27 protein-coding genes are annotated in these 26346 nt (G+C 33.3%); 23 read left to right on the top strand and 4 right to left on the bottom strand.

The genetic code is table 11. The annotated features are described in order from the left end of the window. Positions 1-345 precede the first annotated feature (345 nt). Positions 346-1422, top strand: coding sequence for a YibE/F family protein (locus LA20249_RS07865; protein ID WP_057737360.1), 1077 nt, complete (start codon positions 346-348; stop codon positions 1420-1422). Further along, complete coding sequence (locus LA20249_RS07860) at positions 1422-2177, top strand: YibE/F family protein (RefSeq protein ID WP_057737358.1); 756 nt, start codon at positions 1422-1424, stop codon at positions 2175-2177. Before LA20249_RS07865 ends, LA20249_RS07860 begins: the two co-directional genes overlap by 1 nt. A 53-nt stretch (positions 2178-2230) precedes the next feature. Here LA20249_RS07860 and LA20249_RS07855 read toward each other — a convergent pair whose 3' ends face one another. After that, entirely contained in the window at positions 2231-3091 is an 861-nt protein-coding gene (locus LA20249_RS07855; RefSeq protein ID WP_057737356.1) for an NFACT RNA binding domain-containing protein, read from the bottom strand. A gap of 138 nt (positions 3092-3229) precedes the next feature. After that, positions 3230-4150, bottom strand: coding sequence for an aldo/keto reductase (locus tag LA20249_RS07850; RefSeq protein ID WP_057737354.1), 921 nt, complete (start codon positions 4148-4150; stop codon positions 3230-3232). Between the two features lie 224 nt (positions 4151-4374). Here LA20249_RS07850 and LA20249_RS07845 point away from each other — a divergent pair, with 224 nt between their 5' ends. From LA20249_RS07845 to tkt, 4 genes are read left to right on the top strand one after another with little or no spacing between them, the layout of a single operon-like run. Beyond that, complete coding sequence (locus LA20249_RS07845; protein ID WP_057737352.1) at positions 4375-6492, top strand: BglG family transcription antiterminator; 2118 nt, start codon at positions 4375-4377, stop codon at positions 6490-6492. Continuing rightward, positions 6470-6760 carry a PTS sugar transporter subunit IIB gene (locus tag LA20249_RS07840; RefSeq protein WP_057737350.1) on the top strand — a complete coding sequence of 97 codons (291 nt, stop codon included), beginning with the start codon at positions 6470-6472 and terminating at the stop codon, positions 6758-6760. Before LA20249_RS07845 ends, LA20249_RS07840 begins: the two co-directional genes overlap by 23 nt. Before the next feature lie 15 nt (positions 6761-6775). Continuing rightward, positions 6776-8164 (top strand): PTS ascorbate transporter subunit IIC, encoded by a 1389-nt coding sequence (locus LA20249_RS07835; RefSeq protein ID WP_057737348.1) that lies wholly within the window; start codon positions 6776-6778, stop codon positions 8162-8164. 1 nt (position 8165) lies between these two features. Continuing rightward, entirely contained in the window at positions 8166-10154 is a 1989-nt protein-coding gene (gene tkt, locus LA20249_RS07830; RefSeq protein WP_057737346.1) for a transketolase, read from the top strand. A gap of 67 nt (positions 10155-10221) precedes the next feature. Here tkt and murQ read toward each other — a convergent pair whose 3' ends face one another. Both murQ and LA20249_RS07820 read right to left on the bottom strand, forming a co-directional pair. After that, entirely contained in the window at positions 10222-11106 is an 885-nt protein-coding gene (gene murQ, locus LA20249_RS07825; protein ID WP_057737344.1) for an N-acetylmuramic acid 6-phosphate etherase, read from the bottom strand. Beyond that, positions 11103-11858 carry an alpha/beta hydrolase gene (locus tag LA20249_RS07820; RefSeq protein WP_057737342.1) on the bottom strand — a complete coding sequence of 252 codons (756 nt, stop codon included), beginning with the start codon at positions 11856-11858 and terminating at the stop codon, positions 11103-11105. The genes murQ and LA20249_RS07820 overlap by 4 nt, the downstream gene beginning before the upstream one ends. 121 nt (positions 11859-11979) lie before the next feature. Between LA20249_RS07820 and LA20249_RS07815 the strand changes: the two genes are divergently transcribed. The 17 genes from LA20249_RS07815 (at position 11980) to LA20249_RS07740 (ending at position 26332) form a co-directional block, all read left to right on the top strand. Further along, entirely contained in the window at positions 11980-12876 is an 897-nt protein-coding gene (locus tag LA20249_RS07815; RefSeq protein WP_057737340.1) for a BadF/BadG/BcrA/BcrD ATPase family protein, read from the top strand. A 3-nt stretch (positions 12877-12879) separates the two neighbouring features. Beyond that, positions 12880-13965 (top strand): DUF871 domain-containing protein, encoded by a 1086-nt coding sequence (locus LA20249_RS07810; RefSeq protein WP_057737337.1) that lies wholly within the window; start codon positions 12880-12882, stop codon positions 13963-13965. 110 nt (positions 13966-14075) lie between these two features. Beyond that, positions 14076-15389 (top strand): PTS sugar transporter subunit IIC, encoded by a 1314-nt coding sequence (locus LA20249_RS07805; protein ID WP_057737335.1) that lies wholly within the window; start codon positions 14076-14078, stop codon positions 15387-15389. A 30-nt stretch (positions 15390-15419) separates the two neighbouring features. Further along, complete coding sequence (locus LA20249_RS07800; protein WP_057737333.1) at positions 15420-15683, top strand: acylphosphatase; 264 nt, start codon at positions 15420-15422, stop codon at positions 15681-15683. A gap of 8 nt (positions 15684-15691) precedes the next feature. After that, entirely contained in the window at positions 15692-16831 is a 1140-nt protein-coding gene (locus LA20249_RS07795) for an exo-beta-N-acetylmuramidase NamZ family protein (protein ID WP_158294592.1), read from the top strand. Positions 16832-16843: 12 nt separating this feature from the next. Continuing rightward, the gene (locus tag LA20249_RS07790; protein ID WP_057737329.1) at positions 16844-17170 is read left to right on the top strand and encodes a hypothetical protein; all 327 of its coding nucleotides are present in this window, start codon (positions 16844-16846) and stop codon (positions 17168-17170) included. A 76-nt stretch (positions 17171-17246) separates the two neighbouring features. Further along, entirely contained in the window at positions 17247-18107 is an 861-nt protein-coding gene (locus tag LA20249_RS07785; protein ID WP_057737328.1) for a MurR/RpiR family transcriptional regulator, read from the top strand. 13 nt (positions 18108-18120) lie between these two features. Next, positions 18121-19290 carry a GNAT family N-acetyltransferase gene (locus LA20249_RS07780; protein ID WP_057737325.1) on the top strand — a complete coding sequence of 390 codons (1170 nt, stop codon included), beginning with the start codon at positions 18121-18123 and terminating at the stop codon, positions 19288-19290. Between the two features lie 340 nt (positions 19291-19630). After that, positions 19631-21280 (top strand): BglG family transcription antiterminator, encoded by a 1650-nt coding sequence (locus LA20249_RS07775; RefSeq protein WP_057737323.1) that lies wholly within the window; start codon positions 19631-19633, stop codon positions 21278-21280. 16 nt (positions 21281-21296) lie between these two features. Further along, positions 21297-21491, top strand: coding sequence for a hypothetical protein (locus tag LA20249_RS11670; RefSeq protein WP_057737321.1), 195 nt, complete (start codon positions 21297-21299; stop codon positions 21489-21491). Between the two features lie 7 nt (positions 21492-21498). Then, a complete protein-coding gene (locus LA20249_RS07770; RefSeq protein ID WP_057737319.1) occupies positions 21499-21846 on the top strand; it encodes a hypothetical protein in 348 nt (115 codons plus the stop codon). 12 nt (positions 21847-21858) lie between these two features. Then, positions 21859-22221: an SFCGS family glycine-rich protein gene (locus LA20249_RS07765; protein WP_057737317.1), complete on the top strand. Its 363-nt coding sequence runs from the start codon at positions 21859-21861 to the stop codon at positions 22219-22221. A 20-nt stretch (positions 22222-22241) separates the two neighbouring features. Further along, positions 22242-22613: a DUF4312 family protein gene (locus tag LA20249_RS07760; protein ID WP_057737315.1), complete on the top strand. Its 372-nt coding sequence runs from the start codon at positions 22242-22244 to the stop codon at positions 22611-22613. Continuing rightward, positions 22613-23392, top strand: a complete 780-nt coding sequence (locus tag LA20249_RS07755) for a DUF4311 domain-containing protein (RefSeq protein WP_057737313.1) — start codon at positions 22613-22615, stop codon at positions 23390-23392. The genes LA20249_RS07760 and LA20249_RS07755 overlap by 1 nt, the downstream gene beginning before the upstream one ends. Positions 23393-23411: 19 nt before the next feature. Further along, a complete protein-coding gene (locus LA20249_RS07750; protein ID WP_057737311.1) occupies positions 23412-24074 on the top strand; it encodes a DUF4310 family protein in 663 nt (220 codons plus the stop codon). Between the two features lie 40 nt (positions 24075-24114). Further along, positions 24115-25227, top strand: coding sequence for an amidohydrolase/deacetylase family metallohydrolase (locus tag LA20249_RS07745; RefSeq protein ID WP_057737309.1), 1113 nt, complete (start codon positions 24115-24117; stop codon positions 25225-25227). Between the two features lies 1 nt (position 25228). Next, complete coding sequence (locus LA20249_RS07740) at positions 25229-26332, top strand: DgaE family pyridoxal phosphate-dependent ammonia lyase (protein ID WP_257790473.1); 1104 nt, start codon at positions 25229-25231, stop codon at positions 26330-26332. Positions 26333-26346: the final 14 nt, after the last annotated feature.

Raw genomic sequence — 26346 nt, 5'->3', positions numbered from 1 at the left:
TCCCAGAGTTTGTGGGATTGCCAAAAAATAAAATACCCACATGGTCTTTTGTAAAAAATTCCATGTGGGCTCTAAAATTATCATAGTTTAATAAGCCGACATGGATACAATCCTCTCAGACTGAATCCATATCGGATCAATCTGAGTTATCGGCTTTGCCAACGAATATTCGCGATGTTGAGAGAGTATGTTTTTGTCATAATAAAATCTCCTAACGAATTTGATGTTTCAAATATATTTCATAAATCGAATCTTGTCAACTACAAATTAATAATGGGAAAATAATTAAAAATTTTCTGAAAAAACATATAATGTAGTCATAAGCAGAAATGCGAGGAAATTTTTATGAAAAAAAATATACGAATATTAGTGATTGTTGGATTGGTAGTCTTGTTTGCAACAGGATTATCTTACTTTGACAGTTTTTTGTATCAAGATCCGATTGTTAAAGTAGAGCAGGTTGATACGACCAATAAAAAGACATCGACTGATGAATATAAAAATACTGATACTGAGATAACTCAAAAAGTTACTGGTAATTTGCTCAATACGAAGAATAAAGGCAAAAAGATAACTTTTAAAAATACGTACTATAAGTCGCAATTGATCGACAATAAGTATCGTGTTGGGCAGCAAGTAATTCTTTCTAAGAGTGGTAGAAGTTATACTGCTAAAAATATTAAACGTGATACGCCATTGGTATTCACGTTTGGCTTAGTAATATTCTTACTTTATTGCATGAAATTTGATCGAAAGAAATTGTTCATTAGTGTTTTGATCAATGCAGTGATTTATTTTGGATATTTGCAAATAATTATCGGAACGCATAATAGTGTCTTATTGCCGTTAACCGTTATAACGTCGTTATTAATATCTGCAACGGCTCTATTAGTCATTTTAGGACCGTCGTATTCAATGTTAATGGCATACTCGAGTACCGTGATTTCTACGGCTGCAGCTATATTGTTGAGTACTTTTATCTTGGGAATGACGGGTTACAGCGGGATGCATCTGGAACTTAATGACTTTGAATTACAGCCATATCTAAGTGTCTTTTTATCGCAAGTATTGTTTGGAGTTTTGGGAGTCATTTTGGATGAAACCATGGATATATCTTCATCTTTAATTGAAATGAAAAAAGAAGTTTCTGAAGTTACTGATAAAACTTTGTTTAAATCTGGGATCAATATTGGACGAGAATTGATTGGTCCGTTAATCAATATCTTGTTATTCATTGTAATAGCTCAAAATTTAAATATCGTTTTGTTGTATTTGAGTAACGGCAACTCGATTAGTTATACGTTAAATATGACGCTAAGCTTGGGTATTGGTCAATTGTTGATTAGTGCTATTGGAATCGTTTTGACAGTGCCAATAACTAGTTTCATTGCTAGCAAGGTTATAACAAGGAGGTTGAAATAATGCTTTATTTATTCGCAACTTTTGTGGTTCTACTATTACTCGTTACTGGAACTAGAGGGCTTACGTTGCTCTTTGGTTTGGGAATCAATGTTATTTCCGTGATTGCTTTACTGATATTAATTGCTGACGGTTTTAATATTTTGGTCACGACAGTACTCATTTCCGTGGTCATTTTAATCGTGGCAATTTATATGAATGTTGAGAACGGTGAAACAGCTAATACTGCTTTTCAAACGTCGATGTTAATAATGTTGTTTATCTTACTGATTACGATTCCTTTAGAGTATTGGGCAAGTGCTCAAGGATTGGGTGCTGAAAATCAAGATGAGTTAGAGTCATTTTCTTTGGCGGCGGGAATTTCTTTCCCACGATTAGCGACGGCAATCATTGTGATCAATAGTTTAGGTGTCATTTCGGAAACTAGTGTTGCCATAACTAGTGGATTAAACGAAATTGTTTTGAATAAGCCAACTTTGACGCCTAAGGAAATCTTTGATGATGGTTTTTCAGTTGGAAATAAAATTTTGAATACACAGACTAACACGCTTCTATTCAATTTCTTCTCGGCAACATTCCCATTGTTCTTTTTGATTCACTCATTGGGTTATAAGTTTACCGATATTATTAATGATAAATTGGTTGTAGCAGAAGTACTAACGACTTTGATCTGTACGATTGGCGTTATTTTGACCGTGCCAATTACCACTTATCTAGTTTATAGAAAAGCGAGCCGAAAATTGAAGAAAATTAATTAAAAACGGGACGAAATACACTTTCAGTTATTAAACTGAAAATGTGTTCCGTTCCGTTATTTTTCAATCAGTTTTTGTGGTAATTGTTCGTTTGGAGTGACAGTTAACGTTTTTGCTTTTCCAGTGAACAAGACAAGTCCAGATTTTGCTCCCTCAGGTTTGTAAAGTTGGCCAACTTTTAAGACATCAACCTCAACGTTTTTCAGATCGCGTCCTTTGCTATAATACGCAGTTAACATGGCAGCCTCTTTTAATGTCTGTTTGGAGGGAGTACTGCTATGAATTACAACATGTGAGCCAGCTAATTCACTAACGTGCATCCAATAGTAATCTTTTTCAGCGCTCAAAGTGAGGTGATCATTTTGGTCACTATTTTTACCAACCTCTACTAGGACGTGATCAGTTGTATAAAAACGTCGTGGATGGGCTGGTTCTGGAGCTTTTGAAGAATGTAAAACTTTTGTTTTCAAAGCATCCTCATCAATTAATTGTTGTTTGATAACTTCCATTTGTTCCAAATTGTTTGGATCAAAAGAAGATTGTCTATCAAGCTGTTTTTGAAGAGCAACTTGGGCTTTTTGTAAATTCTGTTGGATAGTTTCTAAGCCACGTTTATCCCTTCGATATTGGTGGAAGTACGTTTCAGCGTTTTCCATAATTGACTTCTTAACATCCAAATAGATAGTGATTTTTTGATCTGGATTACGATAGTCGGGTAGGATAACGTACCCTTTTTTTAGGTCGATTTGATTAGCATAGGATTTTAAGAGGGTTCCTTTAACTTTTAATTCATCAGAATTGCCGATTCTAGTTGTAGCTTTTTTAAGAGATTCGATTTGTTTCTTCGTATGATGAATTTGCCATTTCATACCTTCAGTTACTTGATTTACCAGAGATGGTTCAGTTTCTTCGGTCATTTATAGTCCTCGATTCTAAGCGTTATAACGGGGTAAATTATAACATGAAAATAGTTTGGGCAAAAATTTATTAAACAAATAAGGCTCCGATAGAACTCAATTAAGAATTCTTTCGGAGTCTTTATTTATAAACTCATTTTAAGGTAAATCATTGCCAGCGGCGAAGTAGATGTCATACCACTCTTGCTTGGTTAAATTGATGTCTCCACCTTTAGCACTGTCAGCGATGTGTTCAGGATTCATTGTTCCGATAATAACTTGAATATCAGCGGGATGTCTGAGAATCCAGGCTGCGGCAATGGCGTTTTTACTTGCGCCATATTTGTCGGCTAACTCTTGTAATTTCTTATTCAAGTCGGGGAACTTATCACTATTGATGAATGTTCCAGCAAAGTTACCGTATTGGAATGGTGACCAGGCTTGAACGGTTACACCCATGCGTCTGGAAAACTCTAAGAGGCCACCATCATGGTTGATTGAACGTGCATCAGTCATGTTAGTGTGCAATCCAAAGTCAATCATTCCGGAGTGCATGATACTGAATTGCAACTGGTTGATAATAAGTCTTTGATTAACTGCTTCTTGAAGTAGCAAATATTGTTGAGGATTAAAATTAGAAACACCGAAGTGACGAACTTTACCAGCTGTTTGTAATTCATCGAATGCCTGAGCAACCTCTTCTGGTTCCATTAAAGGATCTGGTCTATGGACTAGAAATGAGTCCAGATAGTCGACGCCCATACGTTCAAGTGATCCATCAACGGCGTCAATTAAATGCTGCTTAGAAAAATCGTATCTTTTTCCAGAAACAATTCCACCCTTAGATTGAATGTACAAGTTGTCTCTTTGAACACCACTTTGTTTTAAGGCTTGGCCGAAGATTTTTTCAGAATCGCCATCACCGTAGATATCGGCTGAATCAATGAAATTGATCCCATTATCGTAAGCCGTGTCGATAGCTTCAGCGGCTTGTTTTGGACTTAAACTGTTCATACGCATGATACCTAGGGCAATTGCAGAAGCTTGCCAATTAGTTTCACCAATGTAACGTTGTTTCATATAAGTGCCTCCAATAATTGATATTACTTCAATTATTGTTGTCTGGCAGGTAGAAGTCAACTATAAAAGATATCGCTTCCACAATAATGCCAAAAATTATAAAATCGTATAAATACATTTTCCTTCTCAATAAATGGTTCAGTTTTTCATAAAGTTAGATGAAGTTTTTGCTCTTTTATGATTTTAAGCGCTTTCATATAATGTTTTTGTAGGAGGGATTAGTCATGACGAAACGTTTTACACAAAATGAAACGAAACTCCTAAAAATATTGATAAATGCCAATAGTTATCAAAATATTAATTCTTTAGCTGAGAAGATGGGATTCTCTAAAAGATCTATTTATACATTTTTTAGAAGTATAAGTAATAAATGCCTGAATTTAAAGATAGTTCCACCAAGGAATGTTTATCACCAAGGATATTTTTTAATTGATGAAAGTAAGATAAAAATACAAGAAATACTTGGTGATAAAAGAATAAATAAAATCGGAAAATTAACGTCAACCAAAAGAAGGACAATAGATTTATTATTGTTATTTTTGAATGATCAAGTAACAACAAAGAAAATAATTAGGTTGGAAGATGTTAGTAAAAACACAATTTTATCCGATTTAAATATTTTAAGAAATGAATTGAAAGAACATGCAATTTATCTGGAATCTAATCAAAAAGGTCATCAATTGGTGGGTAGAGAGCTAAATATAAGAGATTTTTGTAGGTCTAAATTTGAACAAAATTCAAAATTATTAGAAATTTTTTGGAGACAAATACAGCCGTCAAAAATATTTTCAGAACTCCTTAACTTGAAATCTATATTGCATGATTGGGTAAAGAAAATAGAATTGGATTTAGAAATTACTTATACAGATAATATGAGATTATTTTTTGAAAATTATTATTCTTTTGTTCTTTATAGAATGATGAATAATAAATTACTTTTATCTAAGGAATTTATAAGCGATAAATCTGAAATAGAAGATATGAAGAATAATGTGGAGTTTAAGCTTATTCGTACCTTTATAATTCAATTTGGTCGAAATTTAGCTGACGATACTGACGAATGTTTGTATCTTGAAAGTTTATTATTGGAGGGTCAAAGGGGTACGCAAAGTATTCTTTCCAGAGGGAAAGTCAAAAATAGAATTTTTAATATTACTGGAAAAATCATCAAAAATTTCAAAAATATTTCTGGGACGATTTTTAAAGATGAAACTCAACTAGAGCATGATCTGTATGGACATTTATTGGCTACTTATTATCGGGTTAAATATCATCATCAATATACTGATGGAGATGATCAAATAAAGAATGAATATCCAGATATTTACACTTATACCAGAATTTCAATTTATCCTTTTGAAAAATTGAATGGTGAAAAATTGCATGAGAATGAGATATCTCTAATAGCAATATATTTTGGAGCTCAAATAATTAAAGAAAACGGAACTAAGAAGAGTGCTTTAATTGTTTGTTCAAGTGGGATTGGAACATCGAGATTCTTAATGGCACAACTTAATAATATCTTTCCAAGTTTAAAATTGATTGGTCCAATTTCTGAAAATGAATATAATTCTATAACAAAAATAAAACCCGATATTGTCATTTCAACTATTACTTTGAAGAAACGTAATCGTGATGTTATTACGGTAAATTCAATATTAAATGAATCAGAAATTAATAGGTTAAGAAAAGAACTTGCTATACACAACATTATTTTTTCAAAGCAATCTAATAATCAATTAAAGTCATTACTAGATGTGATAGCTGATAATGCAGAAATAAATAATATTAGTCAATTAATTATTGGATTAAAGGAAATCCTTACATTTGATATTGATCCAAAACCAAAAATTGAAAGGGGGTATCAGCCAATGTTAAGTGAACTTATAGATTTGAGCAGGATTCAATTTTCTGATACAGCAAATTTTTCATGGGAAGAAGCAATTAAAAGGGCAGCTGCTCCATTATTAATTAATGGTGATATATCCGATAGCTATATAGATGCGATGATTGGCAGTGTTAATAAGAATGGTCCTTATATAAATATAGGGAGTCAGGTGGCCTTAGCTCATGCTCGTCCTGAGATGGGTGTTAAGAATTTAAGTATGGCAGTTTTGAAATTAAATAGACCAATTGATTTAGTGGATTCAAATCATAAGATTCGATTAATTTTTGTTTTAGCTGCTGTTGATTCAACCTCACATTTAAAGGCTTTGTCGGAGCTAGCCAATATTTTAGGAGATAGAAAGAAATTAAAACAGTTATTAGATTCCAAGAATAAAAATGAATTTTTAAATGTAATTTTAAGGAGTGAAGAAAATGAAACTAGCAGCAGTATGTAGTACGGGTTTAGGATCAAGCTTTATGGTAGATATGAATATGGCTGATATCCTTAAGAAATTGGAAATAAAGGATGTTGAAACAACTCATATGGATATGGGGAGCGCTAGTCCAGAATCAGCAGATCATTTCTTTGTTGGTCGGGATTTAGCTGATGCAGCGGAGGACAGATTGGGAAAGGATAAGGTTACTGTTCTTACTAGTATCATCGACAAAGATGAGCTTGAGAAAAAAATGATTGATTTTTTGAAACAAGAAAATTTGATTTAAAGGGGGATTCTTAATATGACTGCTACTTTGGATTTAATTATTAGTATTGTAAAGACACCAGCTATTTTGGTAGCTTTAATTGCCATTTTAGGCTTAGTTTTACAAAAGAAAAGTTTTTCAGATGTGATGACAGATGGTATAAAAACCTTTATTGGATTTTTAGTATTATCTGGTGGTGCTGGAATTGTATCTGGAGCATTAGCTCCAATGGGTAAAATGTTTATTCATGCATTTAACGTTCAAGGAGTTATACCTAATAACGAGGCTGTTGTCGCAACTGTATTAGTTACTTATGGTAGTTCGACAGCATTGATCATGTTAGTAAGCATGATTGTAAACGTTTTACTGGCTAGATTTACTAGTTTTAAGTATATCTATCTATCAGGTCATGTAATGATTTATATGTCGGCTATGCTTGCCGTAATCATGTCGGTTGCCGGTTTTTCAACTTGGCCATTAATTATTTTAGGTGGAATAGCACTGGGTGTCGCAGATACATTAATGCCAGCATTGGTTCAGCCGTTTATAAAAGAAGTAACGCATAGTGATAGTGTTGCTTTAGCACATACTGGTGATTTTGGGTACTTTATTTCAGGTGTTGTAGCAAAAATCTTTGGTAACAAATCAAAGTCCACTGAAGACCTAAAGATTCCAAAGAGCGTATCATTTTTACGTGATTCTACAGTTTCTATTACTCTAACCATGGTTGTAATTTATGTTATTTTAGCCATTTTTGCTGGTCCAGTATATGTTGGAAAGATGAGTTCAGGAGTTAATTACATTGTTTATTCTATAATTCAGGCTGGTACCTTTGCTGCCGGTGTGTATGTAATTTTAGCAGGTGTACGTTTAATTCTTAATGAAATTATCCCTGCATTTAAAGGTATTTCTGAAAAATTGGTTCCAAATGCAAAGCCCGCTTTAGATTGTCCAATTATTTTTCCATATGCACCAAATGCTGTTATTGTTGGATTTTTCTCAAGTTTTGTTGGTGGAGTTTTAAGCATGATCATCATGATAACGCTTCATACAGTAATCGTAATCCCAGGAGTAGTCGCTCACTTTATGTGTGGAGCAACTTCAGGTGTTATTGGTAATGCAGTTGGTGGACGTAGAGGGGCCGTCTTAGGAGCTTTTGTACAAGGTATATTTATTAGTTTCTTACCATTAGCATTAATTCCTGTATTAGGAAAGATAGGATTAGGAAATGCAATGTTTTCAGATTCTGATTTTGGGATTGTTGGTTCTTATGTTGGCTGGTTAGGTCAAGCAGGTGGAACAGTGGCAATTTCAATAGGAATTATTGCCGCACTTATTTTATTCATTCTTGTTTCAGTAATTGTAAGTTCACATCGTAAAGCAAGTCTTAATTTGAATAAAGAAATTGGAAAGGAGAATGCTTAAAATGAAATTCACACAAAAAGATCAGGATGCGGTAAATGCTATTAGAGCACTAAGCGTTGATATGATAACTAATGCGCATTCAGGACACCCGGGTTTTCCACTTGATGCTGCTCCAATGATGTATTTATTATATAAAAATCATTTAAAGGTAAATCCTAAAGATCCATATTGGATTAATCGTGATCGTTTTATTTTATCTCCAGGTCATGGTTCATCTATGCTTTATGCCACATTACATTTGGCAGGTTACGATATTTCAATGCACGATTTGAGAGACTTTCGTAAGCTTGGAAGTAAAACACCAGGTCATCCCGAACTAGGTATTCCTGGTGTGGATGCAGCAACGGGTCCTCTTGGACAGGGCTTTGGTATGTCTGTTGGTATGGCAATGGCAGAAAAACATTTATCTTCACTGTATAATAAAGAGCATTGTCCTATTATTAATAATAAAGTTTACACTATTGTTAGTGATGGTGACTTGATGGAAGGTATTAGCCATGAATCAGCAAGTTTAGCCGGACATTTGAAGTTAAATAATCTAGTCGTACTTTTTGATTCAAATAATGTAACGCTTGATTCGAGTGCAAGCAAGGAACTTAGTGATAACGCTGGTGAAAGATTTGAAGCATACGGTTGGAACTATTTACGAGTTGATGATGGAAATAATTTGGATGAATTAGAAAATGCTTTACAAGTAGCTGATGATGAAGAAAATCGTCCAACATTTATCGAAGTGAAGACTGTGTTAGGTTATGGGTCTCCACACGCTAATCAACATACAGTTCATGGAAATCCTTTAACTACTGATGAAGTTAAGGAAACTAAAGAAAAATTAGGCTGGAGTCATGGTCCATTTGAGATTCCTGATAATATTTATAGTACATTTTCTACTATTGTCAAAGATGGATCTAGGGAAGAGAGCAATTGGAAATCTGTAGTCGCTGAATACAAGAATAATTATCCAGTATTGTCAAAACGCTTATTTGATAATTTTGAAAATAAAGCAAAAGTAAATGACTCTGATTTAAATATTGAGATCACTGACAATGAAGCTACTCGTGCAACGATGCATAAGTTATTACAAGCTACTAAAAAAAGCAGTTTAGAATTCTGGGGAGGATCTGCAGATCTTTCTAGTTCTAATAAAACATATTTTGAAAACGATGATGGATTTAGTGATGAGACGCCAAGTAATCTAAATATTTTCTATGGTGTTCGTGAATTTGCTCAAGCTGCAGCGGTAAATGGAATTACTCTTTATGGAGGGACGAAAACATTTGGTAGTACATTTTTTGTTTTCTCAGATTATATGAGGGGTGCTATGAGATTAGCTGCTCTTCAAAAAATTCCAAGTATGTTTATTTTTAGTCATGATTCTGTGGCACTTGGTCAGGATGGACCAACTCATCAACCAATTGAACAATTGGATAGCTTACGTGCAATGCCAGATATGTTAGTGTTTAGACCAGCAGATGCGCTGGAAATGGTGGCTTCTTGGAAATTTGCTTTGAATCAAAACGATAGGCCAGTAACATTTGCATTATCCAGACAGAGTTTACCAACTTTGAGAAAGTATTCTGATAATATTTTTAAAGGTGTAGAAAAAGGTGGGTATATCTTATCATGTAGCCAAAAAGATATTTCCGATGGAATTATTTTAGCAACTGGTTCTGAAGTTAGTTTAGCTTTAGATGTACAAGAAATTCTTTTGAAGAAAAATATTGATGTTTCGGTTGTATCAATACCTTCGTTTGAATTGTTTAATGAACAATCGAATGAATACAAGGAAAGCGTATTGCCAAGTGAAGTAGTAAATAGAATGTCAATTGAAATGGGATCGACGCAGTCTTGGGGTCAGTATACTGGCTTGAATGGAATTAATATTGGTATTAATCATTTTGGAGCAAGCGGAGATGCTGATTTAATTATGAAAGACTTAGGTTTTGATAAAAATAAAATTGCTCAGAAGTATGTTGAACATTTTGAATAAATAGAAAAAAACAGCCCTCGAATAATTGAAATTATTCGAAGGCTGTTTTTTAAGTGAATTACTATTCTTATTTTATATTATCTGCAATTCTACCCTTTGTTTCTCTCAATTTCTTTTCCGCTTCACCACGATTCAGTTTGCATAGAACCATTAAAATAGCAACTTTGGGCTGTTTTTTAGATTCTTGAAAATATTTTTCAGCAAGTTCATATGAAATACCGGCGGCCTCAGAAATAATTCGGATAGCTCTATCGACCAATTTATGATTAGTAGGTTGAAGATCAACCATTAGATTACTATATGTCTTTCCTAATCTAATCATGGCTGTGGTTGAAATCATATTCAAAATAAGCTTTTGAACAGTCCCTGATTTCATTCTCGTCGAGCCAGTTACAACTTCAGGACCCACCACGGCTTCGATTGGAAAGTCAGCATATTTACTAATTTCAGAATCTGGGTTACAGCTTATTGATCCAGTTGTGCATCCAATATCATTGGCATAATTCAATGCCGAAATAGCATAAGGCGTATGTCCACTGGCAGCTATTCCTATCACAATATCATTTTTATTAAGATTTATCTTTTGTAAGTCCATGGAAGCCTGTGTTAGAGAATCCTCTGCTCCTTCAACTGGTATCGTTAGGGCTTTATTGCCACCAGCGATTAGTCCTTGGATCATGGTTGGTTTTACACCAAATGTAGGAACACATTCTGATGCATCCAAAACGCCTAATCTACCGCTAGTTCCGGCACCAACATAAATTAAATGACCATTCTTTTGAAAAGATTTTACAATTTCATTAATTAGTTTAGTCATAGTGTTTAATATTTTCTCATCATCCAAAACCTTAGGAACCGTTTGATCTTCTTGATTGATTATTTTTAAAATGTCTTTAGTTTCGCACTCATCAATATGGGTAGAATTTTTGTTACGTTTTTCTGTGATATTCATTTTTGGATGATGCCTCCTGTTAGAACCTTTTGGAGGGGCAGCCAATTAAAAATTTCTGTTAACTGTTTATCCCAAAAAGTCCAATTATGATTTCCTGGTGAAATTTTTTGATTTAAATTTATATGTAATTTATCTTTAGTTTCTTTGACAAAGTTGATACTATCACTCTTTAATGGATCATCTGCCCCCATTAATTGCAGCCAATGAATATTGGAAAGCTCGTTTTGTGTTTTTCCCATTAAGCCTACTAAATTTTCGATACTTTCAGGGTTACTTGTAAAAATGGATGGAAAATCCCTCATGAATGTAGTAACTGTTTTTAAATTAGTTACAGGTGATAGTGTAGCAACATAACTGAATCTTTTTGGACTGATTGCTGATAGTTTATATGAACCATAACCGCCCATAGAATTACCGACTAAAAAATTTTCATCACGTCTGTCGCTTAAATTAAAAATTGAATGTAAATATTCAGGGAGTTCTTTATTTATATAATCAAAAAAAGGGAGACCACCTTGTATATTTTGAGAAAACGATCGTTGCATGTCAGGAATTATGACGGCAACTTTATACTGAGTTGCTATTAATTCTAAACGTGTCTTTCTTATCCAAACACTTCCATCATCTCCTAACCCGTGTAACCACCAAATAACTGGTACTGGTTTGTTCAAAATATTGTCAGGCATAATAATTCTTACTATGGTTTGGGAATTCAATAATTGTGAGGAATAGTGTACCGAAATAACTGCCATAAAAGCACCTCGCTTATGAAATAAAAAAACTGAAAATAATAACATATGTTGAAATATTATTTCTTGCGATTATAATGTAACCGTAATCATAGTTATAGTCAAGTATAAAAGGAGGGGGAAAATGTCATTTATTATTGGTATTGATAGTGGTGGAACTCATATTGTTTCTCAAGTTATCGATGTTGACGGTAATATAAAAGAACGATTTGAAGTAGGACCAGGTAATATTTTGGTTGATTACGATAAAACTAGGCTTAATTTGTTTAATTTGATAAACCAAATTAAATCAAAATATGGTAATCAGTGGAATGAATGTAAGGCCGTTATTATTGGTATTGCTGGATTAGATACCTTTGGTGGAGGCTCTGAATTAAAAGATGAATTAAATTTAAAGTTTGGTATTCCAATTATTTTAATGAGTGATGCAATGTTGGCTCTTTGGAATATACTATCTGGGAAAAAAGGTGTTGTGGCTTTAGCAGGGACAGGCTCAGCAATTTTTTCTAGATTTAACAATATTCAAAGAGTTGGTGGATGGGGATATTTATTTGGTGATGAAGGTAGTGCCTTTGATATATCCCGCAGGACTCTAAAATTTTTAACAATTAAATATGATAATCAAGAAAATAATAGTTTTGCTAGTAAATTTATTCAAGAATTGGGTAAAAATAACGTACCAGAAGTAATAGCCGATATTTATAAAATGAATAGAAAACAAATTGCAAATTTAGCACTTATTACAAGTGAACTATCTAATCAATATCCGGAAGCTTTACAAATCATTGAAGATTCTGCCAATAGTTTGGCCGATCAAGCATTATTAATGTTGAAAAGATGGGGAAACAAATCAGAATTATTAATTGGTGAGTCAGGTAGTGTTTTACAAAAGAATCGAGATTATCAATTTTATTTTGAAAAAAGAATATTAGGTATATATCCAAAAGTAAAATTTGTTTATACCAGTAGGAATAATTCCTTTGGAGCTTTTTATTGGTATCAGGAAAATAAGGAGGATTAATTTATGACAATGCGTCAAATTGGATTATCAATTTATCCAGATCACAGTAATGAAAAGCAAGATGAGTTATATTTATTACTAGGAGAGAAGTATGGTTTCACTCGAATTTTCATGAGTATGCTTGAAGCTAAAGATGTCGCAGCTACTGAAAAGAAATTCAAAAGGATTATTGAATTTGGAAATAAGCATGGGTTTAGTACGACATTAGACATTTCTCCACATATCTTTGAAAGTTTAGAAATTTCATATAATGATTTGTCATTCTTTAAAAAACTGGGTGCAGCAGCCGTAAGGTTAGATCAGGGATTTAATGGAATTACTGAAGCAGATTTATCTTACAATCCGGAAGGGTTAATTATTGAATTAAATATGAGTAATGATACTGGGTATTTAGATAATATTTTGAGTTATCAAGCCAACAAGCCATTTTTGTATGGATGTCATAATTTTTATCCTCAGGTGGGGACAGGATTAGAAGATGGTTTTTTTGAAAGATGTAGTAAGCGATTTAAAACTCGTAATATTCATACTGCTGCTTTTGTATCTAGTCAAAATGGAACCCAAGGACCTTGGAATGTAAATGATGGACTACCTACTAGAGAGTCAGATCGATATTTACCTGTAGAGGTTCAAGCTAAGTCGATGTTCATGAGTGGCTTGATTGATGATGTAATTATTGGAAATGCCTATGCTAGTGAAGAAGAACTAAAGAAATTAGGAGAATTGAATCGTTATAAACTAAGCTTTTCTATTGATACTGTACCTGTCATAAATGAAGTGGAAAGAAAAATTTTGTTAAATGAGAATCATTATCGTCGAGGGGATAGTAACGCCTTGGTTGCTCGTTCAACGGAATCACGAGTCAAGTATAGAGAAATTCCAAATACACCACACGATAATGATTGTGAATTTGAAAGTGGAGATATTTTAATTGGTAATGATGGTTTTGGAGTATATAAAAATGAGTTGCAAGTGGTATTAAAACCACATAAGGATTCTAGAAAAAATAAAGTAGGATCTATCAAAGAAGAAGAATTACCATTACTAAAATACTTGTATCCATGGACAAAGTTTAAGTTCACAAATTAGATGCATCAAGAAATATTATTTCAATTTTTCTATGATAAAGTTGAAACAATAAAACGAAATGGTATACTTAATTTGAAATTAGAAAACGTTTTCAGGAAGGGATGTAAAAAATGCAAAATTTTTTAAAGTGGATTGAAGCAAAACTAATGCCACCGATGGTTAAATTGTCACAGAATCGTTATTTGGTTTCTATTCGTGATGGTATTATTGCTACAATGCCGTTAGTTATGCTGGGAAGTTTCTTCGTGTTATTTGCTCAATTTCCAATTCCTGCATATCAAAATCTTGTTAAACCATACGTTGCAACCATTATGTTGCCATACCGTATTACAGTTGGTTTAATGTCTGTCTATGCTGCTTTTGGTATTGGGTATCAATTAGCTAAACATTATAAACTGGATGCATTATCTAGTGGACTAATTTCAATGGGTGCTTTTTTAATGACAACTATTCCAGTTTTGGCTAATGATGCTGCAAATCCTAAAACTTCATTGGGTATGGTTATGCCAATGACCTATTTAGGTGGTTCGGGTATGTTTACTGCCATTATTGTCGCTATCTTTTCAACTGAAATTATTTACTTCTGTAGTAAGCATAATATTACTATTAAAATGCCTGATTCAGTTCCAGAATCTGTTTCACGTTCATTTGCTGCTATTATTCCATCAGCAGTTGTTATTATTGTAGTTTGGGTCATTTCAGGAATTTTTAAATGGAACATCAATGAATTCTTGATGACGTTATTCAAACCAATCATTCATGTTGGGATGAATTCATATATCGGATTAGTTTTGCCACCACTACTAATTACTCTATTGTGGGCAACAGGTATTCATGGTGATTCTATTATTGGTAACTTAGTTCGTCCATTCTGGTTGATTTTATGGCAACAAAATGCGGATGCTGTGGCAGCTGGTCATGTGGCACATAATATTGCTACTGAAGGATTCTATACATTCGTTTGGATTGGTGGATCTGGTGGTACATTGGCACTTTGTTTAATTGCCATGATTTTTGCCAAATCCGCATACTTGAAACAAATTGGTAAATTAGCCTTTGTTCCTGGTATATTTAATATTAACGAACCAATTATATTTGGTGCTCCAATTGTTTTAAATCCAATTCTAGCTATACCATTTATTGTAGGTCCATTCATTACATCAACCATTACATATATTGCAATGTCTCTAGATCTTGTTAATAAAACTTCTATGCTAGCGCCGTTTACAGTACCGTTCCCTATAATGGGATATATGATAACACAGGCGGACGTTAGAGCCATATTCCTTATGATACTTAACTTTATTATATATCTATTGATTTATTATCCATTTACAATGATGTATGACAGACAATTATTGAAGAAGGAAAGAGAAGAAAAGAAGGAAGAAGATGCTGAGAAAGCTGAAAGTGTAATTGCTTAATTTAGTTATTTTGTAGGAGGAAACCGAGCAATGCGTAAAAAATTAACATTTCATGGGAAACTTTCAGAAGGTGGAGTTAAATACGTTGCGCAAAGGGTTGCAATGCAATTGAATTTAACAGGTATATCTGCCCGTGGACCTGAAGGAACAATTTTAGTTGAGGTTCAAGGTAATGAGAGTAAGATCAATCAGTTTATAAAAGAACTCTCAGCTGGAAACCAATTTTATAGTGTGGATCACGTAGATGCAGAAGAGATCCCAGAAGTTACTGAAAAAATATTTCGTATTGGTTAATCATGATTATGAAATTAGGAATTGAAAATGTATCAGAGTATAAGAATTTAGTAAGTAATAGAAAAATAGGATTAGTTACGAATTTTACTGGAGTAACTTCAAATTTTAAGTCTAGTGCAGAGCAATTAAATCTGTTTGGTAAAGTTGTTAAGATATTTACACCTGAACATGGGCTATATGGAGTAGCTGCAGCTGGTGAGAGTGTTGATAGTTATTTTGATAAGGATTTAGATTTAGAAGTTGTCAGTTTATATGGAAATCATAGAGCTCCAACGGTTAGTGAGTTGTCTGGTATTGATATTATAGTCTTCGATATTCAAGATATTGGAGTAAGATATTACACTTATATCTACACTCTATTAAACGTGATGCAAGTTGCTGCAAATGTTAATGTTCCAATTGTTGTGATGGATAGGCCACTTCCCTTAGGTAGGGAGCAACCATTGGGAGACATATTGACTTCAGATTATTTCTCTTTTGTAGGTCTGTTAGAATTACCTAATCGTTATGGTATGACAATTGGAGAACTTGCAATTTGGATAAGAGATGATCAGTCTCTTAGTTTGAAATTATATATTAGTCGATTATCTGGCTGGGATAGTTCGTTAGATGTCAAAAAAAATTGTTTGCCATGGATTTCACCATCTCCAAATTTACCAACTTTTGATGCATTAAAATTTTATCCCGGATTATGTTTCCTTGAAGGAACGAATGTTTCTGAGGGAAGGGGAACAGTCAGACCTTTTGAACAATTTGGCGCTCCTTGGATTAACGCAAAGGAATTGTCATCTTCGTTAGCTGAAGAATGTGGTCAGAATGATTCTTTAGGCTTTCAGCCAGTGTGGTTTGAACCACTGACCTCTAAATATGAAAGAAAAATTTGCCAGGGTATTCAAATACATATTAAAAATGATAATTTTGATGCACTTTCACTAGGCTATGGAATATTGAGAACCTTAGTTCATTTGTATCCGGATAAATTTACCTTTGATTTGGTTTCACCAGCAATTGGAACAGATCATCGCTTTATTGAATATTTGTCGGGTAAACAAATGAGAAGTACGCAAGACCTAGATAATCTTCTAAAAGAAAATAGTAATATAAATATGAATTTTGCAAATAGTGTAAGTGAATATTTGTTGTATTGAAAGGATGAAAAAATGACATACGTGATTACTTTGTTTATGGTTTTGGCTGTTCTATTCATTATTGCCTATGAAATGGTGAATGAAGTTTATAAACATGGACATCAAATATGGAGTATGTGTGTAGGTTTATTGAGCTTTATTCTTTTGATAATTGGTACCATAACAATACACAATCAAATAGCTTTGATTTTCGTTCAAGTTATTTTTATGTTTGGAACAATTGTTTTCTTTATGGCATTTACACGTAATTATAAATTGTATTTGGCTGGGAAGGGAAAAGGCTGGATAGCTGATCGTACTCGTAAAATCCAAGAATTAAATAAAAAACATAACCATTGAATAGTCGATTAACGTATGGAGAAGTCTCTGATAAGTTTATCAGAGTTTCTCTTTCTTTTTTTCGAGGAGGAGAATTATGAATTTTAAAACAAGAGTGGATTCAGTACAAAAGGATTTAACGACTGCAGAAAAGAAGGTTGCAAATTATATTGTTAAGCATCAAGAGGAGACCGTTAAATCTAATGTAGAGCAATTAGCGAAGGCTTCTGGCTCCAGTTCTGCTACTATTGTAAGAATGGTAAAAAAATTAGATATTAATTCTTTTACCACAATGAAGATAATGATTTCAATGGATTTAGTGGGTCAGGATAATGAAACAGAACGTAAGCTTGATATTAAGGCAAATGAATCATTTAAATCGATAGATGATAAGTTAGCTGAAAATGAAATTAAAAATATTCGACAAACTAAGGATCTATTAAAAGAAACAGACTGTGAAAACACTGTAAAAAGATTATTAAAAACTAGAACATTATATGTCTTTGGTATAGGGGCCTCAGCATTAGCTGCTGAAAATATTCATCAAAAATGGTCAAGAATAGGTTTTCACGTCATAGTTGGACGTGACTTAAATGTTTTTTTGGCAGAGTTGAGTAATTCATCTGAGGGTGATACTTTGTGGCTTATCTCTAATTCTGGAGAAACACCAGAAATCGTTTATGTAGCTCAATATGCGAAGGTAAAAAAGTTATTTTGTATAACGTTAACTATGTTTGGCCAGAACAAATTATCTAAATTATCGAATATAGCGCTTAAAACTTGTAAACCTATGGAACCCGATGTCCGAGTCGGGGCTACAAACTCTATAACTGGTCAGTTTTATGTGATTGATACCATATTATACTTGTATTTTAGTCGCGATTTTAATCGTAGTTTCGAAGCTATTACGTCCTCTAAATCAATTGTAAAAGACTATAAAAAACATTTTAAATTATAGGAGAATAGATAGTATGTTCATAAAACATTTTACTGAAGGAAAAGATTTGGAACAATCTGTTGCTTTAAGGAAATATGTTTTTCATTCTGACTTTACTACACAAAAGTCTAACGATTATCAACATTTATTAGGTATGGCCAATAAAATTGGGGCTTTTTCTGAAGGAAAATTAATAGGACAAATACTCAATTTGCCTATTTTAATAAATTATTATGGAGAAATCATTCCTACTGCTGGAATAAATCATGTTGGTGTTTATCCTGAAAATCGAGAGCAAGGCATTGCCACCCAGTTAATGTTAGAGAGTTTAAAAACCGCAAAATGTAATCATCAGGCATTAGCCATATTACAGCCATTCTCACCCGAATTTTACCGTAAATTTGGTTTTGATTTATATACTGAAAGAATAAATTATCGAGTAAATAAAGATAAATATCCTGAATTCACTAGAGATAAATCAGTAGCTATAATTCGTAAGATTCCTGAAGAAATAAGTAAATTGGATATTCATAATATTAAAAATGTTTATGATACTATGGCAAAATCAACCAATGGTATGCAGATAAGAAATGAATTGTGGTGGCGTCGGCATTGGAATCAATATCCTAATTTGAATTATTGTTTTGCTCTTGAAAATGACAAGTATGTCGGATTTATAAGTTATATAAAGAGTAATACAACCCTTAGGATTATAGATTTTATTTATAATTCCAATAAGGTAAGAAAACAATTATGGTGGTTCCTAGAATCTCATAAATCCAATATATTTACTATTGAAGGTATATCTACTATGAATCATAACCTTAGTTTTGATTTTCATGATCCTAGAATAGAACAAGATATTTATTTGGATACTATGATAAGAATTGTTGATGTAAAAAAATTTTTAGACATTGCAATAAAGAAAATAAATATTTCATCTGAGATAGAATTTTCTATTAAAGATAATACAGCTAATTGGAATAGTGGCACCTATTTATTGAGTTCAAAAGGTTTGAAATTTGAAAGAGGAATTGAGAACAGTCAGGTGTTAACACCTAATCAACTATCTACTATTTTTTTGGGACCATTGAATAAAAGACAATTAATTCAATATTTAGAACCAACTAAGGGAACTCCATTGAATGATTTAATTAATTTAACTACAGAAAAAGAAATATCTCACTTTTTGGGTGAATTCTAAAAATATTAATATGAAGAGATCTAAAAAAGTGAAGTGCTTAGTTTTATAATCCTAAATCGATTGATTTATACAAATTTACAAAAACATATTTAAAAGCGATTATTTTTTCATCGTTTTCAATATGTTTTTTTTTATTGCAATAATTGGTATATGTCAAATGAAAGGTTACTCTGCTTGAAGTGATTGGTTTTGCTATATGAAAATAATAATTGATGTACCGAAAAGTATATTTTGCACTAATTATGGTGCATAAATTAACTGTTGTTCTATTAATGTAAGCGTTTTAACATATGAACTGTAAGAAGGGACTTGAGGAAAAAGATAATTAGGAGTGAAAATAGTGCAATTAACTGATAGGGAAATCAAAATAATTTATCTATTACTCAATCAAGATAAGGCCATAACCGTTCAAAAACTTTCAGAGGTTTATTCAGTAAGTGTTCGTACCATTAAATATGATTTTAAAGACATAAGAGATTGGCTTTGTAGTGAAAATTTACAAGTTTTTGAAACTAAACCTCATGTCGGCGTTTGGTTGAAAGGAGACGGTAAAGTAAAAGAAATTATTAGAAAAAGGCTTCTGGGACAAACGGGGTTTGAATATTGTCCCGCTCCTAAGAAAAGATCTCTGCAAATTGTATTTTTATTATCACTGACAGATCAATCTGTAACGTTACAGCAATTAGAAAATAAGCTTCATGTTAGTGAAACCACAATACTCAATGATTTGGAAAGAGTACGTAATAAATTAAGTAATTTCAATATTAGATTAGTACACAAGGATTTCTATGGTTATCAGTTAGACGGAAATGAATTTAATTTAAGGTCGTATCTAGAGTCATCCTTGCAAGAGGTTATTTCTAATTTTGACATTTATTCAGTTATTCATTTGTTACAACTGAATTCAGAGGAAGTTACGGGACTTTTATTAGGATTAAATGTTGAATTTGAATATATTTTCAAAAGAGTATTGATTCAAACTGGAAAACTTATTGAAAAAAGTTCAGCAGATCTTGATTACAACGATATTTTAACGATATCTTGTCGATTAGCAATCGCAATTGCCAGATTAAGTATTAATCATCCAATTAATAGTTATCAAGAACTTAGTGTGAATGAATCAACATTAGATTCATTTGATACGGAACTTTTCCAAAATATGTTCGATGAATATGATTTTCCTTTGTATCAGGATGAGTACCTTTATGTAATAAATGGGGGACAGGGGCTTCAAGAGGATAATAATTTAGCCGGTATTACTAAGAGAATCATCGATGCAGTTAGTAAAAAAATAGATTTACCTTTTTATGAGGATAAACAATTATTCGACAGTCTTTTATCACATTTAATTAGTAAATTGAATGGAAAATACAAATTTACTAATGAATATAATCCCTTTGTTAATGATATTAAACAAAATTATCCCAAATTATTTAGTGCCTTATACGACGTTTGTACAAGAGAAGTTTCAAATAATCCAGCTATTGTTAATGATTCCTTTGTATCGTTTCTTGCTTTACATTTTATGGTTTCCGAACAAAGGATTCAGACTCATGAACGAAAGGTTAGAGTTGTTTACGTTTGTTCTACAGGTTTAGGTGTTACTAATTTGATTCAACAAAAGATTGAAGAAAATATTCCTAATATTGAAATCGCAGGCTTTACATCTTTTATTGCGGCTAAACGTCAGATAAATAAAATTAAACCGGATTTAGTAATTAGTATTTTTGATTTAAAGGGTATTAATTCACCATTGATACAAGTTAATCCTTTACCAACCGACAGTGACATAGCAAAAATAAGAAATACGATTGCTGAAATATTAACCAAAAATTCTGATGGTATTCAATTGGAATCTCGTCAAAATATATTACCTAATTCTTTAAAGGAAAATTTAACATTGAAGAATTTTTCCAAGGATTTGATTATGACAATGTTTGCAGTTTATGAAGATCTTTATAAACTATTAAAAAAAAAGTATTCCAGATGACTATAGAGATGCTTTTATGTTACATGTTTTTATGGTAGTTCATCGGATAAAATTTAATGAAGAATATCAAGAAGAGAATGATAATCCGACAACTGACGATAAACTTAAAAAAAAGATTAAAGAAATATTTCAAAAAAATCAATTAAATATAAATGAATCAGAAATTAATGCGATTATTGAATATACATATTTACCCAGTGGAAGAGAGTGATAAAAATATGATGCAAAATAAATGGGATATTCCAGAGATAAGTAAGATCATCAAGGAATCTAAATATCCAAAGGGAACACTAGATATTTTAAAATATACTCTTGGCGAGATGCATAAAAGAGGAATCATACTAACTGAATTGCAACTGACTGTATTGACTAATCATCTCGCTGAAATGGTAATGAGATCAAGGGATAATAATCCATTAGATCCAGTTGATGAAGCACTATTCAATGGTGTTTCAGATAAATCATTAGATCTAGCTAAAAATATTACAGAAAGAATTGGTAATTTAGCTCCATCAGAACCATTAGTTTTATCAATTCATTTTGAAAACGCTATAGAAAATAATTAGGAGGAATTCATTATGATTAAGGTAGTTATTGCAGACAGAATGGGTAAAGGACAAAAAGTAGCAAAAGGTATTGAAGAAGCCGGTGGACAAGCGGTTGTTGTCCCAGGAATGGGTGCTGACATGCGTTTAGGAAAAGTGATGCACGATGAACAAGCTGATATGGGAATTTCATTCTGCGGTTCAGGTGGTGCTGGTGCCATTACAGCAAATACTCAATATGGATATCCAGAAAGACATGGAATGAGATCAATTCAGGAAGGTATTACTGCAATTCAAGAAGGAAAAACCGTTTTAGGATTTGGATTCATGGATAAAGAAGAGTTAGGTAAGAAGTTGTTAGAAACATTTGCAAAGAAATATCCAGAGAAAGCTTAATCTATTGGTAGGTGAAAGATATGGATTCAGAAATTAACAACTATATTACAAAAACAGTTCGAGTTTATGGTGAAGGGGAAACAAGACAAAGAGCCTTTGCTAATGCACTAAGTAACATTCGTAAAGAAATTGTTCAAGATGAAGGTCAGGTAACTTTACAAATTATTCCGAAAAATGTGCATGTTTTAAGTGCTGAACGGGTTTCTTATCAAGAAAAATTTCTCTTCTTCTTTTTTAAGAGAACTAGAGTGAACTATAAAATTGCTTTAAATATAGATGTTGAATTGAATGCTATTGATTTAAGGGCAATCGATTTTGTAGATGAAGAGATACCATCACCGGATCATATAAATATACCTGACTTTGCGAAACTAATAAGGGGCGATAAATAATGCAAATACTAATAATTTTAATAGAATCCATTATTGTTGGTGTGGCCGTTGGATTTGCCACTGGTGTTGGTGCCGCCAGAATGTTCAATGCTCCCACAGTTCAAGCTCTAGGTGCATTTAGAACATTAGGTGAAATGAATGCTGCTGAAGGAGATCCAGCATCACATTTCTCATTCGGTTTAGGATTCTTCTTCAATGCATGGGCCTCAACAGTTGGTGCTGGTGCCTTTACACAGGATATTACACATCGTGTTATTCCTAATTGGGCTGCAAGTATTTTATTACTTAAAAATAAAAAGGTTGAGGAAACGGTACATAATCCTAAAAAGATGGGAATCGTTAGTGGAATTATAGGTGCCATTTTAGTTCCATTTTTGAATGTTACTTCAGCCTCAATTCCCGCTTCATTACAAGTCACAGCAGTAAAGGTTTTAGTTCCTGCCGCTGATACTTTGATCAATATGGTTATGCCGATTCTATTCTGGCTAGCAGCCATTGATGCTGGCCGGCGTTCAGGATTATTTGGAACGGTCTTTGGAGGTATTGCTGCTCTGATTATGGGTAATGCTGTTCCTGGTGTTGTTTTAGGAATATTAGTTGGTAAAGGTGTTGATGAGATTGGCTGGACTAAATTAACCAAGATTATTCTTATTGCAACTATAGCTTTATTCGTTTTGAGTGGATTCTTTAGAGGATTTGATGTGAATATGCTTAAAGCATTCAAGATTGGAATTCCAAGTTGGTTAAATAATTTACATAGCGTCGTAACACCAAAATAGTTAAAGGAGGAAGTATATCATGCAAGATGACGTAAAAGATCTAGAACACGCTAAAAGCTTTTGGTATGCAGATTGGTCATTTCCCATTATCGTTGGATTAATGTCCATGGGTGTCTTTGCAGGGACCTCAATGTACATTAAATACGGTGTTGGTGCTTTTAATGAAGTTGCCATCGTTGCAATGTTAAAAGCAGGTTTGACAGGAAAATCATTTGGACCTGCAGCTGCTTTTGGGGCTAGTTTTCTATTTGCACGTGTTTTGGAAGGCTCATTAGTTGGAATCCTAGATTTAGGAGGATCAATTTTAACTGGTGTCGGTATTGGTATTCCCGCTATTTTATTGAGCGTTGGTTGGGATGCTCCGGTTAAAAATTTCCCACTAGCATTATTAACAGGACTGGTCATTGGACTCGTTATTGGTTTGATTATCTACCTTGTAAGAAAGTATACCATCGGTCAATCTAACGCTACGTTTGGCGCTGATGTAATGATGGGTGCCGGTAATGAAACTGGGCGCTTTCTTGGACCATTAATAATATTAAGCGCTGTTTCAGCTTCAATTCCTATTGGCATTGGTGCAATAATCGGAGCGGCTTTATTCTACGCTTGGAAGAAACCCCTTCCTGGTGGTGCCATTCTTGGCGCTATGATCTTTGGCTTCTTCTTCCCAATAGCAGTCTAATAATACAGAAATAATTTTAAGATTTGAGGAGTGTAATATAATGGAAGATTTATATATCAAAAATGGTAAAACTGAGCGTAACCAACCAATTGAGATAACAATTACCGATGGTAAAATTACAGCCGTTGATAGTAAATTAGCAGGAATTACTGCTAATAAAACAATTGATTTAAAGAATAAATCGTACGTGACTCCAGGTTGGATTGATGATCATGTTCACTCGTATGAAAAATTAGATCTTTATTACGATGATCCTGATAAGGATGGATATCTAACAGGTGTAACGACAGTTATTGATGCTGGATCAACTGGTGCAGATAATATTCGTGATTTCTATAAGATAACTCGTGGTAAGAAGACTAATGTTTTAGCAATGATTAATATTTCAAAAACAGGTATTCTTGCGCAAGATGAACTTGGAGATATTACTAGAGTCCAAAAGAAACCACTTTATGATGCTGTACAAGAATTGCAAAACTTTATTGTAGGTATAAAAGTCAGGGAGAGTCATTCTGTTGTGGTAGATAACGATGTTAAGCCTTTGCTTGAAGCAAAGCGATTTCAGGCACAACTGGGATTACCAATCATGGTTCATGTCGGGGCAAATCCTCCAGAGCTTAAATACGTTTTGGATTCAATGTCTCGTGGTGATATTTTGACACATGCTTATAATGGTAAGCCAAATGGAATGATCGATAAAAATGGTCATGTTGAAGATTTTGCTTTGGATGCCTATGATCGAGGAGTTATTTTTGATGTAGGCCATGGAACTGATAGTTTTAATTTCAGAACAGGTGAAATTGCGCGTGATGAAGGAATTGTTCCTAAATCAGTAAGTACTGATATCTATCACAAAAATAGAGCTAATGGTCCAGTTTATGATATGGCTACAACGCTTGAAAAGATGCTATTGATAGGTTATTCACTACCAGAAGTTATTAGAATGGTCACATGGGCACCTGCCGATAACTTTCATTTACAAAGTAAAGGGTCATTAAGACCTGGCTACGATGGAGATTTAACAATATTTAATATCGAAAAAGGTTCTAAAGTTTTAACAGATTCTAATGGAAATCAAAAGACAACGGATACACTTATTAAACCTATTTATTCGGTTATTGCCGGTAATGAGTATTCAATTGGAGGAAGATAAATTGGTTGAAGATATTTATAGCGAATACGGATTAAAAAAGGTAATTAATGCTAGTGGAAAAATGACGATTTTAGGTGTTTCACAGGTTCCAGATGATGTTATTAATGCACAACAATTTGGTGATAAGCATTTCTTTGAAATGGCAGATTTGGATGTTCAGACGTGTAAACATCTTGCTAAATTGTTGGGAGCCGAGGATTCTATTGTCGTTAATTCTGCATCAGCCGGTATTGCAATGTCTGTCGCTGCATTGATTGGACAAGGAAGTATGTACCATGTTTATCACTCAAATAGTCCGAGATTTGAGAAACGAGAGATTATCTTGCCTAAAGGCCATAATGTTGACTACGGAACTCCGGAAGAAGTAATGATTGAACTTGGTGGTGGACATGTTATTGAAGCTGGATATGCTAATATGTGTACTCCAGAACATATTGAAATGATGATTACTGATAAAACAGCGGCCATCTTTTATGTAAAGAGTCATCATACTGTTCAGAAAAGTATGTTATCTGTTAAAGATGCCGTTGAAGTTGCGCATAAGAATAATCTTCCGTTGATTCTTGATGCCGCTGCAGAAGAGGATATGAAGAAGTACCTGGCATTAGGAGTTGATATTATTATTTTCAGTGGTGCAAAAGCTCTTGAGGGTCCAGCATCTGGATTGGTATATGGTAAGTCTAAATATATTAACTGGATTCGTCTCCAAAAGAAAGGTATCGGACGTGCCATGAAGATTGGTAAGGAAAATATCTTAGGATTGACAGCTGCTATTGAAAGGTATTTAAAGATTGGACCTGAAGATGGCGAACATATGCGTCAAAGACTGGCACCATTCTTGAAGAATTTAAACGAGGTTCCTAATATTCAAGCTAAGGAAGTTCAAGACGGAGCCGGCCGTGAAATTTATCGTGCTGCGATTACAGTGGAAAATAGCTCTAAAAAGGATGCTAAAGAAGTTACTAGAGAACTAAAATTGGGGGATCCAGCTATTTATACTCGTGAATATAGAGCAAATGAGGGAATTATTGAATTTGATATTCGTGCTGTTGATGCAGAAGAAATGGACATGATTGTTAATAGACTGAAGGAAATTCAAAAATAGTTGAGGAGAAATTA

The organism is Companilactobacillus alimentarius DSM 20249, from assembly GCF_002849895.1.
GTDB classification, from domain to species: Bacteria; Bacillota; Bacilli; order Lactobacillales; family Lactobacillaceae; genus Companilactobacillus; species Companilactobacillus alimentarius.
Note: the sequence above shows the minus strand (reverse complement) of the source record. Positions and strands in the feature narration are given on the sequence as shown.

Coding starts and splice junctions, on each gene's coding strand:
- LA20249_RS07820 (WP_057737342.1), bottom strand. CDS start 11,858: ATGGCAGTTATTTCGGTACACTATTCCTCACAATTATTGAATTCCCAA.
- tkt (WP_057737346.1), top strand. CDS start 8,166: ATGAAATTCACACAAAAAGATCAGGATGCGGTAAATGCTATTAGAGCA.
- LA20249_RS07835 (WP_057737348.1), top strand. CDS start 6,776: ATGACTGCTACTTTGGATTTAATTATTAGTATTGTAAAGACACCAGCT.
- LA20249_RS07850 (WP_057737354.1), bottom strand. CDS start 4,150: ATGAAACAACGTTACATTGGTGAAACTAATTGGCAAGCTTCTGCAATT.
- murQ (WP_057737344.1), bottom strand. CDS start 11,106: ATGAATATCACAGAAAAACGTAACAAAAATTCTACCCATATTGATGAG.
- LA20249_RS07860 (WP_057737358.1), top strand. CDS start 1,422: ATGCTTTATTTATTCGCAACTTTTGTGGTTCTACTATTACTCGTTACT.
- LA20249_RS07760 (WP_057737315.1), top strand. CDS start 22,242: ATGGATTCAGAAATTAACAACTATATTACAAAAACAGTTCGAGTTTAT.
- LA20249_RS07795 (WP_158294592.1), top strand. CDS start 15,692: ATGAAATTAGGAATTGAAAATGTATCAGAGTATAAGAATTTAGTAAGT.
- LA20249_RS07865 (WP_057737360.1), top strand. CDS start 346: ATGAAAAAAAATATACGAATATTAGTGATTGTTGGATTGGTAGTCTTG.
- LA20249_RS07800 (WP_057737333.1), top strand. CDS start 15,420: ATGCGTAAAAAATTAACATTTCATGGGAAACTTTCAGAAGGTGGAGTT.
- LA20249_RS11670 (WP_057737321.1), top strand. CDS start 21,297: ATGTTACATGTTTTTATGGTAGTTCATCGGATAAAATTTAATGAAGAA.
- LA20249_RS07805 (WP_057737335.1), top strand. CDS start 14,076: ATGCAAAATTTTTTAAAGTGGATTGAAGCAAAACTAATGCCACCGATG.
- LA20249_RS07855 (WP_057737356.1), bottom strand. CDS start 3,091: ATGACCGAAGAAACTGAACCATCTCTGGTAAATCAAGTAACTGAAGGT.
- LA20249_RS07780 (WP_057737325.1), top strand. CDS start 18,121: ATGTTCATAAAACATTTTACTGAAGGAAAAGATTTGGAACAATCTGTT.
- LA20249_RS07745 (WP_057737309.1), top strand. CDS start 24,115: ATGGAAGATTTATATATCAAAAATGGTAAAACTGAGCGTAACCAACCA.
- LA20249_RS07810 (WP_057737337.1), top strand. CDS start 12,880: ATGACAATGCGTCAAATTGGATTATCAATTTATCCAGATCACAGTAAT.
- LA20249_RS07785 (WP_057737328.1), top strand. CDS start 17,247: ATGAATTTTAAAACAAGAGTGGATTCAGTACAAAAGGATTTAACGACT.
- LA20249_RS07770 (WP_057737319.1), top strand. CDS start 21,499: ATGATGCAAAATAAATGGGATATTCCAGAGATAAGTAAGATCATCAAG.
- LA20249_RS07765 (WP_057737317.1), top strand. CDS start 21,859: ATGATTAAGGTAGTTATTGCAGACAGAATGGGTAAAGGACAAAAAGTA.
- LA20249_RS07815 (WP_057737340.1), top strand. CDS start 11,980: ATGTCATTTATTATTGGTATTGATAGTGGTGGAACTCATATTGTTTCT.
- LA20249_RS07840 (WP_057737350.1), top strand. CDS start 6,470: ATGAAACTAGCAGCAGTATGTAGTACGGGTTTAGGATCAAGCTTTATG.
- LA20249_RS07790 (WP_057737329.1), top strand. CDS start 16,844: ATGACATACGTGATTACTTTGTTTATGGTTTTGGCTGTTCTATTCATT.
- LA20249_RS07750 (WP_057737311.1), top strand. CDS start 23,412: ATGCAAGATGACGTAAAAGATCTAGAACACGCTAAAAGCTTTTGGTAT.
- LA20249_RS07845 (WP_057737352.1), top strand. CDS start 4,375: ATGACGAAACGTTTTACACAAAATGAAACGAAACTCCTAAAAATATTG.
- LA20249_RS07755 (WP_057737313.1), top strand. CDS start 22,613: ATGCAAATACTAATAATTTTAATAGAATCCATTATTGTTGGTGTGGCC.